8 protein-coding genes are annotated in these 16,899 nt (G+C 53.6%); 5 read left to right on the forward strand and 3 right to left on the reverse strand.

Features of this window, described 5'->3' with window-relative positions; translation table 11 throughout:
* Window positions 1–43 precede the first annotated feature (43 nt).
* Both AC5S26_RS22045 and AC5S26_RS22050 read left to right on the forward strand, forming a co-directional pair.
* The gene (locus tag AC5S26_RS22045) at window positions 44–3,547 is read left to right on the forward strand and encodes a carboxypeptidase-like regulatory domain-containing protein (RefSeq protein ID WP_494187090.1); all 3,504 of its coding nucleotides are present in this window, start codon (window positions 44–46) and stop codon (window positions 3,545–3,547) included.
* A gap of 98 nt (window positions 3,548–3,645) precedes the next feature.
* Complete coding sequence (locus tag AC5S26_RS22050; RefSeq protein WP_494187091.1) at window positions 3,646–5,019, forward strand: hypothetical protein; 1,374 nt, start codon at window positions 3,646–3,648, stop codon at window positions 5,017–5,019.
* 768 nt (window positions 5,020–5,787) lie between these two features.
* On the opposite strand, the gene AC5S26_RS22055 is transcribed toward AC5S26_RS22050, so the two are convergent.
* Both AC5S26_RS22055 and AC5S26_RS22060 read right to left on the reverse strand, forming a co-directional pair.
* Window positions 5,788–8,973 carry a carboxypeptidase-like regulatory domain-containing protein gene (locus tag AC5S26_RS22055; RefSeq protein WP_494187092.1) on the reverse strand — a complete coding sequence of 1,062 codons (3,186 nt, stop codon included), beginning with the start codon at window positions 8,971–8,973 and terminating at the stop codon, window positions 5,788–5,790.
* A 344-nt stretch (window positions 8,974–9,317) separates the two neighbouring features.
* A complete protein-coding gene (locus AC5S26_RS22060) occupies window positions 9,318–10,712 on the reverse strand; it encodes a hypothetical protein (RefSeq protein WP_494187093.1) in 1,395 nt (464 codons plus the stop codon).
* A gap of 135 nt (window positions 10,713–10,847) precedes the next feature.
* On the opposite strand from AC5S26_RS22060, the gene AC5S26_RS22065 reads away from it, so the two are divergent.
* From AC5S26_RS22065 to AC5S26_RS22075, 3 genes are all read left to right on the forward strand, one after another.
* Window positions 10,848–12,065: a glycoside hydrolase family 99-like domain-containing protein gene (locus AC5S26_RS22065; protein ID WP_494187094.1), complete on the forward strand. Its 1,218-nt coding sequence runs from the start codon at window positions 10,848–10,850 to the stop codon at window positions 12,063–12,065.
* Window positions 12,066–13,715: 1,650 nt separating this feature from the next.
* Window positions 13,716–14,594, forward strand: a complete 879-nt coding sequence (locus AC5S26_RS22070; protein ID WP_494187095.1) for a class I SAM-dependent methyltransferase — start codon at window positions 13,716–13,718, stop codon at window positions 14,592–14,594.
* Between the two features lie 400 nt (window positions 14,595–14,994).
* Complete coding sequence (locus tag AC5S26_RS22075) at window positions 14,995–15,444, forward strand: hypothetical protein (protein WP_494187096.1); 450 nt, start codon at window positions 14,995–14,997, stop codon at window positions 15,442–15,444.
* 161 nt (window positions 15,445–15,605) lie between these two features.
* Here the strand turns inward: AC5S26_RS22075 and AC5S26_RS22080 are convergent, their stop codons facing one another.
* Window positions 15,606–16,703, reverse strand: a complete 1,098-nt coding sequence (locus AC5S26_RS22080) for a hypothetical protein (protein WP_494187097.1) — start codon at window positions 16,701–16,703, stop codon at window positions 15,606–15,608.
* Window positions 16,704–16,899: the final 196 nt, after the last annotated feature.

A 16,899-nucleotide genomic window follows, 5' to 3' on the forward strand; every position in this document is an offset into this window, starting at 1 on the left:
GCTTCACAACTAGTTGAAATTCATTTGATCAAGGAGAAACATCATGCTTCTGCACATTCGCAGGACCTTGCTGGCGTGTCTCGTCCTTGTCCTGGGCTCTTTGCCGCTGTATGCGGCTATTACGGGATCCATATCGGGAAGAGTGCTCGACCCAAGTGGTGCCGCAATACCTGGGGCGCAAGTGACGGCTCGAAACGAAGTGACGGGCATTACGCAATCCGTCACAACCGATAATGTAGGCTTCTACACCTTCCCTGCGCTCAGCGTCGGCGTTTATACGCTCACCACCGCATCGAATGGTTTCCGTCCGTTTGAAGCAACAGGCATCAAGATCGATGCGAACTCCGCAATCCGTCTTGAAGTTACGGTGCAAATTGGCTCAGCCAATCAGACACAGGAAGTCCGCGCCGACGAACTCGAAGTTGAGACACAAAACACGCAGCTCGGACAGGTTATTGAGAGCACAAAGATGACGTCCGTGCCATTGAATGGTCGATCATTCACGGATCTACTTGCTCTGCAGCCTGGAGTCTCCCCCTACCAAGGAACCTCCGAGAATGGGAGAACGGTGTCAGGCGATCTTAATTCGGGCAATGTCTCAGTCAATGGTGGCCGCGAGGCTTCAAACGGCTACATGATCAATGGTGCCGATGCGAACGAAGGTGTCTATAACGGCGCGGCGATCATTCCCAATCTTGACTCCATCGCCGAATTCCGCATTATCACCAATAACTTCGATGCGGAGTACGGAAACTTCAGCGGTGGGGAGATCAACGTAGTCACCAAAGGCGGCACCAACAAGTTCCACGGCGATGTCTTCGACTTCCTGCGCAACACTGCTCTCGATGCCAGCAACTACTACACACCGGGGCAGCGCGGTGTCTTCATCCAGAACATCTTCGGTGGCACAGTTGGCGGTCCGATCCGTAGGGACAAGGCCTTCTTCTTCGCAGACTACCAAGGCACCAAGCAGATCCGAGGAGCGACACAGAACTTCCAGGTCCCTACGGCTGACAATCGTAGCGGCAACTTCTTTGATGGAGACAATACTCCGCTAAGCGGTACCGTTGCAGGAGCCGGATGGGCGCAGGTGCTCTCCAATCGCCTCGGCTACAAGGTGACCGCCGGCGAGCCCTACTATGTCGCGGGATGCAGTACAGCGACCTGCGTGTTCCCGAATGCTTCGATTCCCAAGTCAGCTTGGTCGCCTGCGGCGGCAGGCCTGATGCAGTACATACCGCAGGCAAACGCGGCCAACAACTTCTTTGCGACGTCGGCGGCATCCGCTCATCTGACGGACAACAAGGGAGGTATCCGTGGCGATCTGAACACGCGTTACGGCAATTTCTTCGCTTACTATTTCATCGACAGTTTCTCGCTCAACGACCCATATGGCAGCGGAGTGAATATTCCCGGATTTACATCGGCTAACCAGGGCCGTGCGCAGATGATCAATCTCGGCCTGACGAGCACCGTGCACGGTACCGCCGTTAACGACTTCCGTGTCACCTATATGCGAATTGTCAATCATCTCGGCAATCCCGTGGAAGGAACAGGGGTCTCGCTCTCCTCCCTCGGTTTTGTAACGCCGTGGGGAGCTGCAGGCGGTCTCTCTAATATCAATTCGGCCCTCACCGGTGTTCCCAGTGTCGATCTGAACAACTTCAGCTTCGGAACCCCTGTGGACACGCTGAATCAGTACAACAATATGTTCCAGGTGCTGGAGAGTTATTCGCACGTCATTGGTCAGCACAATCTGAAATACGGCATCAACTATCATTACGACCAGATCAACGAACGCAATTACTACGGCGCCAACGGGCAGTTTAGCTTTAATGGCCAGGAGACCGGTAGTGACTTTGCCGACCTGCTAATCGGTGCGCCCAATAACTTTATTCAGGCCAGCCCGCAGATTCTTGATTCACGCAGTCACTATTTCGGAGCGTTTGCACAGGATTCCTGGCGCGTGAAGTCGAATCTGACACTGAACTATGGTCTCCGCTATGAGATCTCAACACCGTGGTACGACACACAGAACAAGTTGGAAACGCTGATTCCCGGTGTTCAGTCCGTAGTCTTTCCCGGTGCCCCGCTCGGCTATCTTGTGCCTGGTGACCCAGGAGTCTCGCGGACTCTCGCGCCTATCCGCTACAACAACTTTGCTCCCCGCTTTGGCTTCAACTATTCTCCCAGCAGCTCTGATGGCATTCTGTCGAAGATTACAGGTGGTCCAGGGAACTTCACCTTGCGGGGAGGCTATGGCGTCTTCTATACCAACATTCAGGATTCAACCGGCTTCATCGAAGTAGGAGATGCACCTTATGGCCTCTTCTACTCCAGCCCTGTGCAGCCGATGCTTGAGACACCATATATAGACCGCGCAACAGGCAACAATGAAGGGCAGCGGTTCCCTTTCGCGTTTCCGCCAACCAATGTATCGAAAAATAATCCCGATACTACTTTCCCCTGGTCGCAGGTATTACCTATCTCCGGCTCCGCGCTCTTCGATGTAAAAAACGTGCTGCCCTATGTACAAAGCTACTACCTGGGAATTCAGCGTAGTATGGGCAGCAGAACCGTGATGAGTGTGAACTACGTCGGCAATCTCGGTCGCAAGCTCATAACCCAGGAGGAAGCAAATCCTGGAGACGCGGCGCTGTGCCTTTCGCTGCGGGGATCGGCACTAGCAGAGGGACAGACCGACTGCGGACCTGGGCTTGAGACCAGTCAGTACATCAAGGCTAACGGCACAGTGGTAAACGGAACGCGTGTGCTGGGGCTCGCCTTCGCTTCGAACCCATACATGCGAACCGTCGCGGCATCCAATTACAATTCGCTGCAGGCCACACTGCAGCACTCCAGCAAGCGTTACGATTTTTTGCTGGGTTATACCTACGCTCGTTCGTTCGACAATGCCTCGGCTCAGTCGGATAAGACAAATGTGCTGAATCCACAACTCAGTTGGGGATTGTCCAACTTCGACGTAACGCATAACTTCGTTGGAAGTTATACAGTCCAGCTTCCATTTGATTTACTTACCCCAGGTCAACAGGGCTTGGCGGCTTACATCGCTAAAGGATGGTCAGTCTCGGGTGTCACCACACTCGCTACTGGTCTGCCCGTTACGATCTCGGAGAATGACGACCAGTCACTCACCGGGACCGGAGCGGACCTTCCTGATTACACTCCCGGCCATCTAATCACCAACAAAAATCCTCGTAGTGGTCTTCCTTACTTCAACGCGGATCTCTTTACTCAGGAACCCTTGGGTCAGTTCGGCACTTCGCGGCGCCGTTTCTTCCATGGACCCGGTCTGAACAATACCAACCTCGCACTGCTGCGCAGGTTCGATATCAACGAACAGGTCTACGTGCAGTTCCGCGCTGAGGCATTCAACGTCTTCAACCACGCCCAGTTCAAAGCTCCAGGACAGTCTGATACTTCCGGCGGAGGTCTCTGGAATAACCAGGGAGTCGGTGGTTTTGGCTATGTCACTGCAGCGAACGACCCGCGTATTATGCAGGTCGCTCTCAAACTCTACTTCTAAATGTCGTGTTGTAGGTATCGAGCGCAATTAGATAATTGCGCTCGATACCTTTGCAGTTGTTCTCCACTGCTTCATCTCTTTTGAAGGATGTTTAGCATATGAAGTTTCTTCATTTTGTTGTCATAGCATTCGTTAGTCTTCTGCCCTCCGCATTGCTCGCTGATCCACAGGGAGCGAACAGTTGTTCCGTGAAATCGGGCAAGTATCTTGGGTGGGATGCGCAGACGGTTACCAACCACTGGGTCAAGCTCACATTCGTACCCCAACTAGGTGGACGCCTGATGCAAGTAGAATTCAACGGTCATCCCTATCTCTTCGCAAACCCACGCTTCCGCGGCAAATACATCTCGCCCGCCGAGGCAAAAGGTGACTGGATTAATTACGGTGGGGACAAGATATGGCCGATGCCGGAGGGCAGCCAAGATGAGAATCATTGGGTGATTCAATCAACGGCAATTGACGATCTGCCTTACGTCTTCGAAACACTTTCGGAAGGAAAGCAGTGCGCTGTGCGTCTTGCGGGGGAGCCTGACTCGATCACCGGCATGCGCATCGTCCGTACAGTTCGTCTTGATGCAGATAGCCCCGAGATTCGCTTCCATGCGGTGATGGAGAACACATCCGCCCACCCCATCACGTGGTCTATTCAGTCTGTGTCGCAGTATGATCTTGAAGATCCTGGTAAACCCGGCGATTTCAATCGTGACTTATGGGCATTTACTCCGCGCAACCCGCAATCTCTTTTTCCGGATGGTTATCACGTTCGGTATGGTCTAGCTGAAGATCCTGCGTTTTCTACTACCGATGATCTTTTTCGTTTGCACTGGACCTACTTCGGGAATGAAGTATGGCTTGATACGACTGCCGGTTGGTTGGCCGTTGTAGACAAGACCAGTCACTACGGGATGGTAGAGAGCTTCGAGTTCAAAAAAGGAGAGGAGTATCCGGGAAGTACTACGGTAATTTTCTACAAGAATGGCCCGTCGGTGCATTTTGATGAGCAAGGTGCTGCGTCCATCGCGAGTGTGACACCCTTGACAACGCCCTATTACATGGAGGCCGAGGTCAACTCACCCATGGTTAAGCTACCTCCTGGAGAAGCCTACACTTTTGATACAGTCTGGCACCCAATAGCGATTGCGGCTCAACCCAAGGAGATGCATGTGCCAGGCGTGGTTGTAGAGAGGCTAGAGGCAACTACAAAGATGGATGAGATACGGCTACGAGGAAGTTTTTCCACGTTCTTTCCGGGGAGATTAGTAGCTGTTATTTACAGCGATCATGGTGCCGAAATATCTCGTCATGAGGTACAAGCCATCGACCCCGCCCATCCTATTGAACTCAATACAACGATGCCTCTACCTGAGGGAGCATCGAGGATCGTGCTCAAAGTATTGGGCTCAGGGGGTGAAGACAGGGGAACATTGGCTACAGCCCCATTGATTCGAAGTAAGAGTGCCCCCAATATTTGAGGAATCAGATAATTACGCGTGCCTGTGGGCCCCTGGCAACGGAATAGGTTGGTGCGGGAAAAGCGCTCTTCTTGGCACTGTCTTCGAAATCGGCATTTCGAGCAAGTGCCTGATCCTCAATTGGCACATTTCGGGTCAATGCGCTCATCGAACTAAGGGTTGAGCCGACCTCGGCATATTATTCCTGTAAAACACACCTCTCGGAAGTAATGCTGTTTGAAGCAGTGACAAATCGCTAATCCACTCAGCGAAACGGCATCAGTGAGTGAGTTGGCTTGAATGCGTCAATCGAGTTTCAGATCCGTCATTCTGTGCGCAGCGCAATCTTGAGTAGCCATTCGACCAAGTCTCCACCCATTGGGTAGGATGTCAACCCGTGTCTGAAAAATTGATCTCTTCCGAGGTGTCGACTGCATAGTAATAATAACGGGCACGTTGATGGATCGCTTTTCTGAAGGAAGAGAATTGCGCAAAGCCTGTTCGCACAGCGGAAAAGGGCTATTCCAATGAATTCTTTTGGCCAGAAAGAGACTTCAGGCGAGGTGCATGTCAACCAGATCGCGTCCTCTCCTGGGAATCGGTCTTCACAAGGCGGAGGACGGGCGGCGTCCTCACAAAAGCGCTTTCCAGAAGTGATCCTGGGATGTGATGAGAGGTGATATGTGTCAGCATTCTTCTAGCAATGCGAGCTCCGTGTTCGATTTCCTTCTGGCAATCCACCTGCATAAATTCGTCACTGTGGGTTCGTTGGCCACTGAGCGGTACAGATCAGAACGAGTATCGAAGAGCGAACTGCATCGACCTTGGACTGTTGGATTGGGAGGTTGCTGTTCCCAGTGTCGGAGAGGTAACACTTCCTCCACCGGTGCTGAAGAGCGGGTGATTGAAGAGGTTGAACGCCTCTGCGCGGACCTGGAGAGAGTGTTCTCTGAGGAGAGCGAAGTTCTTGATGACGGAGAGATTTGTCGAGAAGATGGGTGGCTGTGAACCTACGGAGCGCGTGGTGCCGTATTGACCCGCTGCTGGCTGCGCGAAACAACCGGGATTGAATATCTTGAAGCGTGTACGCTGAAAACCCTGCATCGGATTGCAGGTGAGGTTCGCGTAGACATTGTGATATGGGCTCGTGTCAGCGTTGTTATTCGCGGTAACCGTAATGGGCTGGCCGGATGCGAAGTATTGGAGCCCGGAAAGCTCCCAACCGCCAATCAGTTCCCGATTGAAGAAATTGTTTGAGTTGAGGAACTGCTTGCCCGGGCCGAAAGGCAGGTAATAGATCGGGCTGATATTCAAGCTCTGGTTTCGATTGAAACTCGCCGGACCGTAAGTCAGTTGGGGATTGTATGGAGTCTGGATGTTGTTGTTATCGCCGTCCACGCTGTTCAGGGCTTTCTGCCAGGTGTACGAGGCGAGAAGCTGGAAATCTTTGGAAAGCCGCCGATCGAGTTTGACGGCCAATGCGTTGTAGTTTGCGGCGTAGGCGTTGAGCTGACCATCGATGGGACCCGCATAGGGATACGGACGAACATCGAGCTTGCCCGATGCATTTCCAGCAGAGAGAGCGATCGGCTGATTCAGATCTGCACGCGCAGACTGGTGCCTAGTGACGTTGCCGAGATACTGCACCGTCAACATAGTGCTGCTACCAAACGTTTGTTCTACGTTTACGTTCCATTCCTGGGTCGAGGTGTCCTTGAGAACGGAATTGATGGAATAGCCGCCCTGCCCCGGGACCGAAGGCGGATTCGCTACGAAGAGGTTCTGGATGTTCTTCGGAGATTGAATGTTTAGACTGTAGCTTTGAGCCACTACATTTGGCGAATACAGCAGCATGAACTGCAGATTGTTGTAGAGAATGGGTGCATAGTAGATGCCGTATCCACCACGCAGCGCCAGACTATCCGACACCTTATATGCGAAGCCTACGCGAGGAGCCCAATCGTTGTAGTTCGCATTCCAGGCACCCGTTCTGTTTGAATTCGTTGCCAGCACATACAGTGCGCCGCGGCCGTTCTTGTCGGTTGGAGGGTTGATGTAGTCGTATCTCAATCCGACATTCAGCGTCAACCGAGGGGTGGCTCTCCAGTCGTCTTGAACGAATCCCGAGACGTCGAATTCGCGGAACGATCCTGCGGAGGTGCCAGTGAGACCGCTGCCGCCCACCGGGAAGCCAAGTTCAAGATCGGCAAATGCATTGCCCTGGTTGGTTGAACTGCGCTTTCCCGCGATGTACTGGGAGGTCGCCGATCCGTCGAAACTGTAATTTCCGTTATTAGTGACAACCCAGCTTCCGTTGAACTGGACGCGAATGAATTCGCCGCCAAAGCTGACTGTGTGGTTACCACGTATCCAAGTCAGCTGATCCGCAAACTGATAGCGGTTCTGGATAGCGCCTTGCGGAGAGTAGGGATCACCGAGGGAGCTGTAATTCGAGACCGAGATCGCGGGCGGCGTCGACTGCAAGAGCAGTGGATTGAGGTTCTTCAGTCCATAGAAGTCTGCGTAGTTCTTTGTGCCGGTTCCTTGTTGCGTGCGGAACAGATTGCTGCGGTTATAGCCGACCTTGAGAGCGTTTACGACATGGCTGCTTATGATCAATGTATCGGTGACGGAGGCGTTTGTTCCCTTGAGAGGAATACTGATGCCGAATAGACCTGGCGTGATGCTATTACCTCCACCCGAGCTGTTGAAGCGGGCGATCGTCCCGAAGAGCTGGTTTTTCTGCGAGATGTTCCAGTCGCCACGCGCCAGATACTCATCATAGTTGCTGCTTGATGGAATATTGGCCTGGTAGTTCACGTTGTTCGCGTTCACAGTCATGGTAGGCAGGGGATAGTTCTGGAGCCACAGTTGCGCAAACGCGCTTATCGATGGCAGCTTGTTTCCCGGAAAGGGGTTGGAGGCACCTGTCGCAGGATTGTAGGTGGACGGATCGTAGATCACAGGATCGGCTGAAAAGTCTCCGGCCCGCTCGGCGAGCGTGGGAACGCGATTCTGGCTGAGGCTGGATGAGTGACTCCGAAGCCCCGAGTAGTCAAAGAAGCCGAAGATCTTATTGCGAAAGATCGGGCCGCCTATGTTCCCTCCGAAGAGGTTGTAGCGCAGCGGCGGCTTCGTGGTTGCATACCAGTTCCTGGCATTGGCAGCGTCGTTCTGCAGGAAGTCATACAGAGTTCCATGGAAGTGGTTGGAACCGCTCTTGGTGACCACGTTGACAATAGCGGGTTGGCGGAAGATGGCGGGCGCATTGCTGTAGGTGGTGTTGACCTCTTTGGCTGCCTCCACGGACGCGAGGATGTTCGCTGTCTGTGTAAGCAGGTTCGTGTTGTCGATGCCATCCTGCAGAAACTGCGTCTGGTTCGGTCCAAGGCCGGCGAGGACGACGGCGTTGCCCGTCTGGCCATAAAAACTCTGGTCTCCTGCTGAATTGGAAGCATCAGAACCGTTCTGCGACGCCGGCCCAAGGGTAGCGACACTGAGAATGCTGCGTCCTCCGTTCGGAACCGTGGTCAGCTGCACGCTATCGACAGAGTTCGACAATTCGTGACTATCGGTCTGGATGGCCACCCCTCCGGAAGACCCCGTCACAGTAATCTCATCTGTCACATTCCCGACTTTCAAGTGAACATCCAGGCTGAGTCCACCAAGGGTGAGGGATGCGGGGAGGACGGTTTTACCGAAACCCTGGGCTGCAATCGTGACACGATACGACCCAATCGTCAGCGAGGGGGCGGAGTAGAATCCGTTTGCTTCCGTAATGACCACGCGTTCGGCTGTCGTTTCCGTGTTCCGGATGCTGACGTTCGCGTTCGGCACCACGGCCCCTGCATCATCGGTGACCGTTCCCGTGATTGTGGCGAGGTTCGTCTGAGCGAACGCGGGCCCCAGAAGAAACAAAAAGAACGTTGCCCAAAGGAAAACAACAAAGAGTCTTCTCGCACTTCGAGAATGCATTTTTTCTCCCACCCCTCGCACCGTCGGCCTCTTTGTTTCCATGAAATTCAATTGCATCGCTGTTCTCCCCAGGCTCCGTCAGATGAGAAATCTGTCTCTCCAAGCCTCATCAGGGATATGGTTAGCTTCAATGACTGTCAACGGAGCTCAGGTGCAGTGCAGGTGCGGTGCTGTATGCGTTCTGCCCGCAACCAGTTTTTATGCAAAGGGTTACCAGGAAGTCCTGGACTACCCGGAGCGCAAGCACGGTCTTACGTTCCTGCCGTCGTTGGCAACTTCCTTTGGGAGGATTCAGAATGACGGACGCACGACGAAGGCGATGTGGTGTCAGGTTGGGATAGACCTTACCAGACCTTGCTGGCAACCACCTCAACGGAGGTAGGCGCGCAGTTCACCAGCGTGGCATGGAGAACAAGTTCGAAATTCTTAGTCAGGAGAGCCGCGCGGGGAAGATCCTGCAGGCCTTGCAGCTGTGCCGGATCCGTGACAAAGTCTGCGGCCGCATGGGTTCCACACGTGGAAAGACCAGCGATAGCCAACACGGGTGCCCCCGCCTTCGAATCCATCACCCGGAAGATGAGGGCGTAATCTTCCATCATCCTGGGCGTCATTTCCGCTTTGAGGGGGTTGTGCCATCGCCGCTGCGCTCCCCCGCGTTCGCGAATCCCGAACCCGCGATCGAAATAGAACGGCAGGTTTTCGTTCATAACCCGCGTCCAGTAGTTGTCAAAGGAACCGATAAGAATGAGGGGGGAACCCTTCAGATCCATATACGGTAGATTTGCGCCAGAACGCAGAACCGGGGTTCGGTCGTACTTATTCAGAAACGCTGAGACCCGGATATCGGCGTACACCGAACCGGTGAGCATCCCTTCACCGTAAGAGTAGACCTGATTCGGTCCCTCCTTGGGCAGATCTGCCGAGGGCGGTTCCGGTACACGGATGGGCCAGTAGAGGTCGGTCTCGGAAGAGGCTTCATCCGTGGGAGACCCCGGCTCGTAGACCGTCATGGTTCCCGTATAGACATAGATCGGCTGTTTTCCCTTCACAATCGGCGCCCAGAGCGCATCAAGTACGCTTACTGGCCGCAAAAAAAAACACCACGCCGCAAAGAGAACGATCGCAGTCACCAGTGCGAACGCCCCAGCACGGTAGCCCCACGTTTTCCTCGAAACCGAATGGGAGGATGTCAAGGACACCGCTGGGGCTGGCACGATCACAGGAGAAGTATCGAGCGTGGCGACTGGCTTCGTCGCTTCTGAGCTGGTTAGCCGGCTGCTTCTTCCTTCGACCAGAACAGCGTCCGCGCTCTTACTTCGTGGAACTGCGCGGAAGAGGAAAGCAGGACGATAGGTGCCGTTCGGGATGACGATCTGAACTCCTGCATCATTCCCTGCTTGCCCTTCGTAGTACTGCACGAGACGCTTGCGAAGCGATCCCATGCGCGATCTGACGATGGGATCGTCGGTCGTGTCGTAGTCAGGACGTCGCCCGAAGACATAGATTCCAATCATTCGCTCCTTGAGGGCATCGTCATTTCCTTTTAGACCCTCATCGACGACGTACCGAAGCAAGTTCTGCAGCTGCTGACTGTCCTTGAAGCGCGGACTGCGCAGAATGTGCTCCAATGTCTCGGCGATGCGTTCAGAAGAGTTCCGGGTTTCTAGATGCGGCTGTTCGCCTTTGATTTCCCCTTTATGAGCGGCAAGCACCGCAGAACCCATGGTCTCATCTCTCATTGCAAGCTCCGATAACAAAGAAGCGGAAGCCTTCTTAGAGGCACCATGATACAGCACTGCACCTGCACCGTTCCGGCAAGACATTGACAGTACGATGAGTGATTCCTAATGATGGCATCACGAAAAGGAGGCTGATTGGATCGCCGTCAATTCATCACGGGAGCAGGTACAGTTTTATTGGACAGGGGGCTTGAAGCAGCCAGCACGTTGGCTCAGACAACTGGGGCGCACGATTGCATTACAGCGGCCTACTACTTCGGAAATTTCCACATTGACCCTCGGAACGAGAAGGCACATGGGAGCGGCTGGACCGAGTGGAATCTAATGAAGGCGGCGCGACCACGGTTTCGAGGTCACCATCAACCAAAGGTGCCGCTATGGGGCTACGGAGATGAGGCCACACCCGAAGTGTTCAGCAAGAAGATCGCCGCAGCTCAACAACACGGCGTCGATGCGCTGCTGTTTGATTGGTATTGGTATGAAGACGGGCCCTTTCTGAACCGTGCCCTGGAGAATGGCTACCTCAAGACATCCAACAATCGCGATGTCCAGTTTGCCCTAATGTGGGCCAATCACGATTGGATCGATCTCCATCCCGCCAAGCTCGACGGCCAGAAGACCGTGCAGTTTCGTGGAGGAATTTCGCGTAAGGCTTTCGATGCCATGTGTGACCGCGTGGTGGAGCTCTTCCAACACCCGTCCTATCTCAAGCTTGAGGGTAAACCTTATTTCTCCATCTACGAGCTGTCACGCTTCGTGGAAGGCCTCGGGGGAGTTTCGTCGGCCGCGCTCGCCCTCGATGGGCTTCGCCTAAAGGCACGGTCTGCTGGCTTTTCAGACGTCCACGTCGATGCGGTAACCTGGGGCGTGAAGCTTCTTCCTGGCGAGAACGATGCTCAAGTGCCACAGCTTCTGCGGCAGTTGAGCATTAATAGCACGACTTCGTATGTCTGGATACATCATGCCCGTCTCTCTAACACCTGCATGACGGAGTACGAGGACGTCCGACGACAGTACGAAAGCTATCGCGATCGAGCATCCTCTGAACTCGGGTGCATGTACTTCCCCAATGTCACGGTGGGATGGGATGCTACTCCTAGAACCTGTCAGACGGACAACTTCCGTGTGGGCGCCTATCCCTTCACCTCTGTTGTTGTGAACAACTCCCCAATGGCGTTCGAAGATTCGCTTCGCTCTGCGAAGCAATTTGCGCTAGCCCGTCTGCCTGCGGGCAAGCGCCTCATTACTCTCAACTCATGGAACGAATGGACCGAAGGAAGTTATCTCGAGCCTGATACTGAGCACGAAAATGCTTATCTCGAGGCGGTGCACAAGGTATTCCGATTATCGTGACACCCATCATTCGGGACTACTTCGATCAGATGCCTTACGCCTATTCGACCGTGTCGTCATCGACTTGGAGAACGCTCCAGCCAACATGAAAGGCTTCATTGAGAAGAACAGACGCGAGACAGCCGCCAGCGTCGCCGCAGCCGACTAAAGTTGGAGACGGCGATGAGCCCAGTTCGTAGCATTGCGTCTCCTTTGAAAATGCTCAGTTTCGTCGTCGGTCAAGTTATCACTGAAAGTGTGAAAAAACTAAGCGAATGTCTGTGCGCCTTCCGAAGATTGAAATTCTGCCGACATCCAAAAAACGATTCCAAAATTTTTATTGGCGATAGATAATGGGTACTTGGCTTATCGAGCTTGGATTAGGCGCAGATTAAGTTCTCATAAAGCGCTTGTTGGCCTGCGTTCTGACGATGTCAATAACGTCTGGTTCTGCTGGGAACTGAACTTATGGGCGTCTCAGAAACTGCTCGTCGGCACCCTACCTAAGGTTCACTCACTGAGTGTCATGGAGAAGGGAATGTTTAAAAATGTTCCGACTGAAACCGCGACAGGAGGGCGATCGAACGGCGAACTGTCTCAGTACACGTCCTACAGTGCGCGGACACTTTATCCGCTGGGCACTCCGTAATCAGGCGCATATGAGGTTAGCGAGGGAAAGCCGAGCGGAGCCGCCGAAGACACTGTAACGAGCAAGTAAAAGAAATAAAAGAGATGCGCACTGTACCGTATTTGTACCGCGAAGGATTCGGCCGTCGCTTCCCTGCCCTACAACATACTGTAAATAAACATGTTAGATGGTGCCGGGAGGGGGGGCGAACCCCCACGGGCCGAAGCCCGGCGGATTTTGAGTTTCCTAAGAATACCGTATGTCTATGATAAACAAGCGTAATGGAACGTAGCATTGGATTCTCACAAGTGCCGGTCTTTCAGCAATTTAACGTAATTGAGCGTAATCAAGCCAACCTGATGTCTGTACCTGAACTTGTACCCGAAAAGCAAGGCGATTCAGACTCGTTGTCGCCAAGGAAGAATCCCAAACCAATTATTTTCCGATGTGCATATTGCTCTGATATGGCGTCTGTGAGCTTCTCGATGAGTGACCCGGCGATTTAGCACGCACCCAGATCGCTGTGCGATTACTCCCGGATGGCCGATCAACCAAGAGTCGAGTAGATGTCGAGTCGCTGAGAGCCTACCGTCCGGAAGGAATCGCACGATAAGACATCTGCGTCAGACTTGAACTGATTACCCTGCTCATCTCCCGCCTTTGAAGGGCTTGCGACCTCAGAAAAGCCAAGCTCCTCGGAATACTCTAAAACGCTTCCGAAGTGGTGCTTCCAGAGGCGCGCCCCAAGGTTGCCAGAACGATCCAATGACGACCCAACGGTCAGCCATTTCAGAAGTGTCGGATGTAAACCGGCATCGAACAGTACTTATATCCTCTCGATCCGATACCCACCAAGTCCTTTCGATACACACGCTCGGATAGAGGTCCCTAAACCAAACGTCAAGAATCCTACGTTTGCATGTTGACTTAGGAATAAATCGTCGACTGAAGGGTCTTATAGACGTGGGGCAAAAGAACGTTGGAAATAGCACCTGTGTGCGGTCGATTGACGGGCGCCGATTGTGCTGGGATGGGATGCAATTATGAGCAACATTGCTGTTCCTCTTGAGAAGATCAAGGATTCGATGCGGGCCACGTGGATGGCCGGCGATTTTGGGGTTATTGCGAAATTAAATTCGTCTGCTGCGGAAGAGTTTGTAAGACGTTTGGCTCTGCCGGCGGGTGCACGGGTGCTTGATGTGGCGACTGGCACGGGAAATTTGGCCATCCCGCTGGCGCAGGGTGGCGCTGTGATAACGGGTCTGGACATTGCTCCGAACCTTTTGGCGCAGGCGCGCGAGCGTGCTGCTGCCGAAGGTCTGACGGTGCAGTTTGACGAAGGCGATGTCGAGCAGATGCCTTACGCGGACGGAGCTTTTGACGCTGTGGTGACGATGTTCGGTGCGATGTTCGCTCCGCGACCGGAGGTAGCGGCTGCGGAACTAGCGCGCGTGTTGAAACCTGGTGGGGTGCTGGCGATGGCAAATTGGAGTCCGGAGAGTATTGCAGGAAAGACGTCCCGGATTAGCAGCAAGCACACGCCGCAACCGTCTGGGCTCGTAGCTCCGGTGTTGTGGGGCGATGCGGCAGTGGTTTGGAAAAGACTTGCACCTTACTTTACAGAGATCAAGACGGAAATGATTCCATTCGTCTTTGATAATCCAATGAGCCCAGCTGAAACGGTCGAAATTTTTCGCAAATACTTTGGCCCGACTCAGATGGGGTTTAGCCGGCTGGACGCGGCCGGTGGGGCTGCGATGACAGCGGATCTGGTATCGCTGTTCACGGAGTTCAACGTGGCAGATAATCCCACCGTGCGTACGCAGATTCACAGCGAATACCTGCAGGTTACGGCCGTCCGTAAGACCACAGCGTCGGAAGCTGGCGCGACTGCCTCGAAGGAATATCGCCGAGAAATGTAGCCGTGGTTGCGACGGCGAAAAAACTTGCACGCATCGCCTGATCGGTACTTCCCAGTGGTCGTCCCTATGCGCCATAGCCCCCTAAGGAAACAATGAAATGACTAGATCGCACCAGGTCTGCTTCAGATGCAATGACCAACGAAGATTGGTGAATTACTAGGGTTGTCGGTGGACGCGTATCGCTCGCTTGCGAACGTGTCCACTTTCCTAAAGCGCTAGGTCGTCTGAGAGAAGTACAACCGCATAAATAATGATCAATGACAGGAGTATAGATCCGTGGAAACCCCCATCCTCAAGAACGCAACCAATTAAGCATCGAGCAACAATTTATCGCGATGAAGTTCTTGACAGAAACTCGTGATGCTTTAGAACGGCACGTAAATAACCTTACGGACGCGCAATGAATTTCAAACTCTCAACGCAAACATGGTCCATTTTGGATATCCTCGAGCATCTGGTCATCTTCGAAACCTATACTCATCACGTAATCAGTAGCATGAAAGATCTGGCCCCAGACAAGTCAGATCATGATCCCCGGGAAATAGAACAGTTTCTCCTTGGAGCAGTTCCGGATCGATCAAGGAAGCTCGAGTCGCCTGTACCAGGACATCCCACAGGTCGCTGGAAACCGATTGAAGCAATAGAGCAATTTCTCCTCGCTCGAGCGAGGACACAAGAACTCCTTGAAGAGTCTCCCTACCTTCGTGGACGCATCGTACTCAACCCGCTCTATTCCTTTTCAGATTGGGATGGATATTGCTGGATTATCGCAGCGGGGCTTCACACTGCACGACATATCATGCAGATAGAGGAACTAAAAAACGACACCAGGTTCCCCGAGGCCAGCTAACCACCAATTGAGCTTATGTTTGGTTGTGCTCCCCTTTCTCATCGCTCGATCTTGAGAAGGGAAGCCGCAAAATTCCACGTTGCGCAAACGAACGTTTGGGCAAGCGAATGTGCCTGAAGCTAAATCCCAGTATTTCGTGTTGCGAAAGGTGTTGCGATTGTTTATCCATTGGCGACAGGTTTTACTTCAGTTGGCGCCAAACCGTCTGAGGCAGACTTTGGAGGACCTGCCGTAAGGAGCTCAATTTTAATAGGGTTTATTGGTGGACCTGATCTGGATCTAACCGATGACCTCATCCATGTCGGAAGCCGTGAACGAAGCTGTTCGGTCTGTTTTCGGCGAACCATGCTATCGCGTGGCAGCAAGGCGTCTGGCATGCCCTTCATCGGCTTCTTTGTGAGTGAACGCGTATAGCTCGACCAGTCGACCGTCATCGGCTTCGTTCGCCAGACATCACCATAAATGACCGGCGGCTTGACGCACCGTGAACCGTAACTTTGTACCCAGCCGTTCTCAGTGAAAGCAAAGCCCTGAAGAAACTCGGCAAAATATTCGACCATGTCGTTGCGCTCGAACTCTCCGTGTACAAGTACGTTGAGGCCGATGCGCTCCTGCTCGTAGATACACTCCTCGGTGGCTTTGCGGAGGAAGTCTTCGTACTGCTGACGGTCGATGAGTCCGTGTTTGAAGGCGGCGCGTTTCTGGCGAGCCTCTGTCGTTTGCGGGAACAAACCGATGGTCGTCGTAGGCAGCGGAAGGTTCAGTTTTGCGCGCTGCACCTCGGCACGCTTTGGGTACGGGCTGGCGCGATCAAAGTCCTTTTCGGCGAGTGCTGCAAGACGCTCGCGGACGGATTTGTTTGTGCTGCTCTCGGCTGACTCACGGTCAGCAACGGTAGCAGCATTTGTTCTTGCGGCTTGAGCATCGGTTGAGGCAAGGATGACAAGCTCGGAGAGCTTTTCTGCCGAAAATCGGAGCCAGCTCTTAATGCGCGGATCGAGCTTATTTTCTGCATTCAGATGGTGCGGAGTATGCAACAGCGAGCAGGATGGCGAAACAATGACACGGCCTGAGCCAAGTGCTTTCACCGCCTGTTCGATGAGATGTTGAGTAGCAGCGAAGTTCGTGAGCCAGATATTGCGGCCGTTGACGACGCCGATGCTGAGTGTCTGATTCGCGCCGAGGGAGGTGATCACCGCTGGGAGTTCTTCCGGGGCCCGAACGGCATCGATGCGAATCGGAGCGAAGAAGATAAACACTTGTCAGGCCCGCTACGACAACTCCTTTTGGAGATCAGGGTGCGATGTCCCGTCCGGCCTCTATGAGTGCCAAGCCCTGATCGCGCCAGTTGAGGCCAACGCGCGTACGCGAATTCTTCACACATTGAGGGACGCTGGTGGGCATGGAAGACAGCTATCATTTGTGCCCTCTCTGCGATGAGGCGTTTAGTCTGCG

Source organism: Edaphobacter sp. FHG110511_03, assembly GCF_059115365.1.

Excerpts from the sequence above, each read along its gene's own strand:
- AC5S26_RS22045 (WP_494187090.1), top strand. The coding sequence starts at position 44 with ATGCTTCTGCACATTCGCAGGACCTTGCTGGCGTGTCTCGTCCTTGTC.
- AC5S26_RS22050 (WP_494187091.1), top strand. The coding sequence starts at position 3,646 with ATGAAGTTTCTTCATTTTGTTGTCATAGCATTCGTTAGTCTTCTGCCC.
- AC5S26_RS22055 (WP_494187092.1), bottom strand. The coding sequence starts at position 8,973 with ATGCATTCTCGAAGTGCGAGAAGACTCTTTGTTGTTTTCCTTTGGGCA.
- AC5S26_RS22060 (WP_494187093.1), bottom strand. The coding sequence starts at position 10,712 with ATGAGAGATGAGACCATGGGTTCTGCGGTGCTTGCCGCTCATAAAGGG.
- AC5S26_RS22070 (WP_494187095.1), top strand. The coding sequence starts at position 13,716 with ATGAGCAACATTGCTGTTCCTCTTGAGAAGATCAAGGATTCGATGCGG.
- AC5S26_RS22075 (WP_494187096.1), top strand. The coding sequence starts at position 14,995 with ATGAATTTCAAACTCTCAACGCAAACATGGTCCATTTTGGATATCCTC.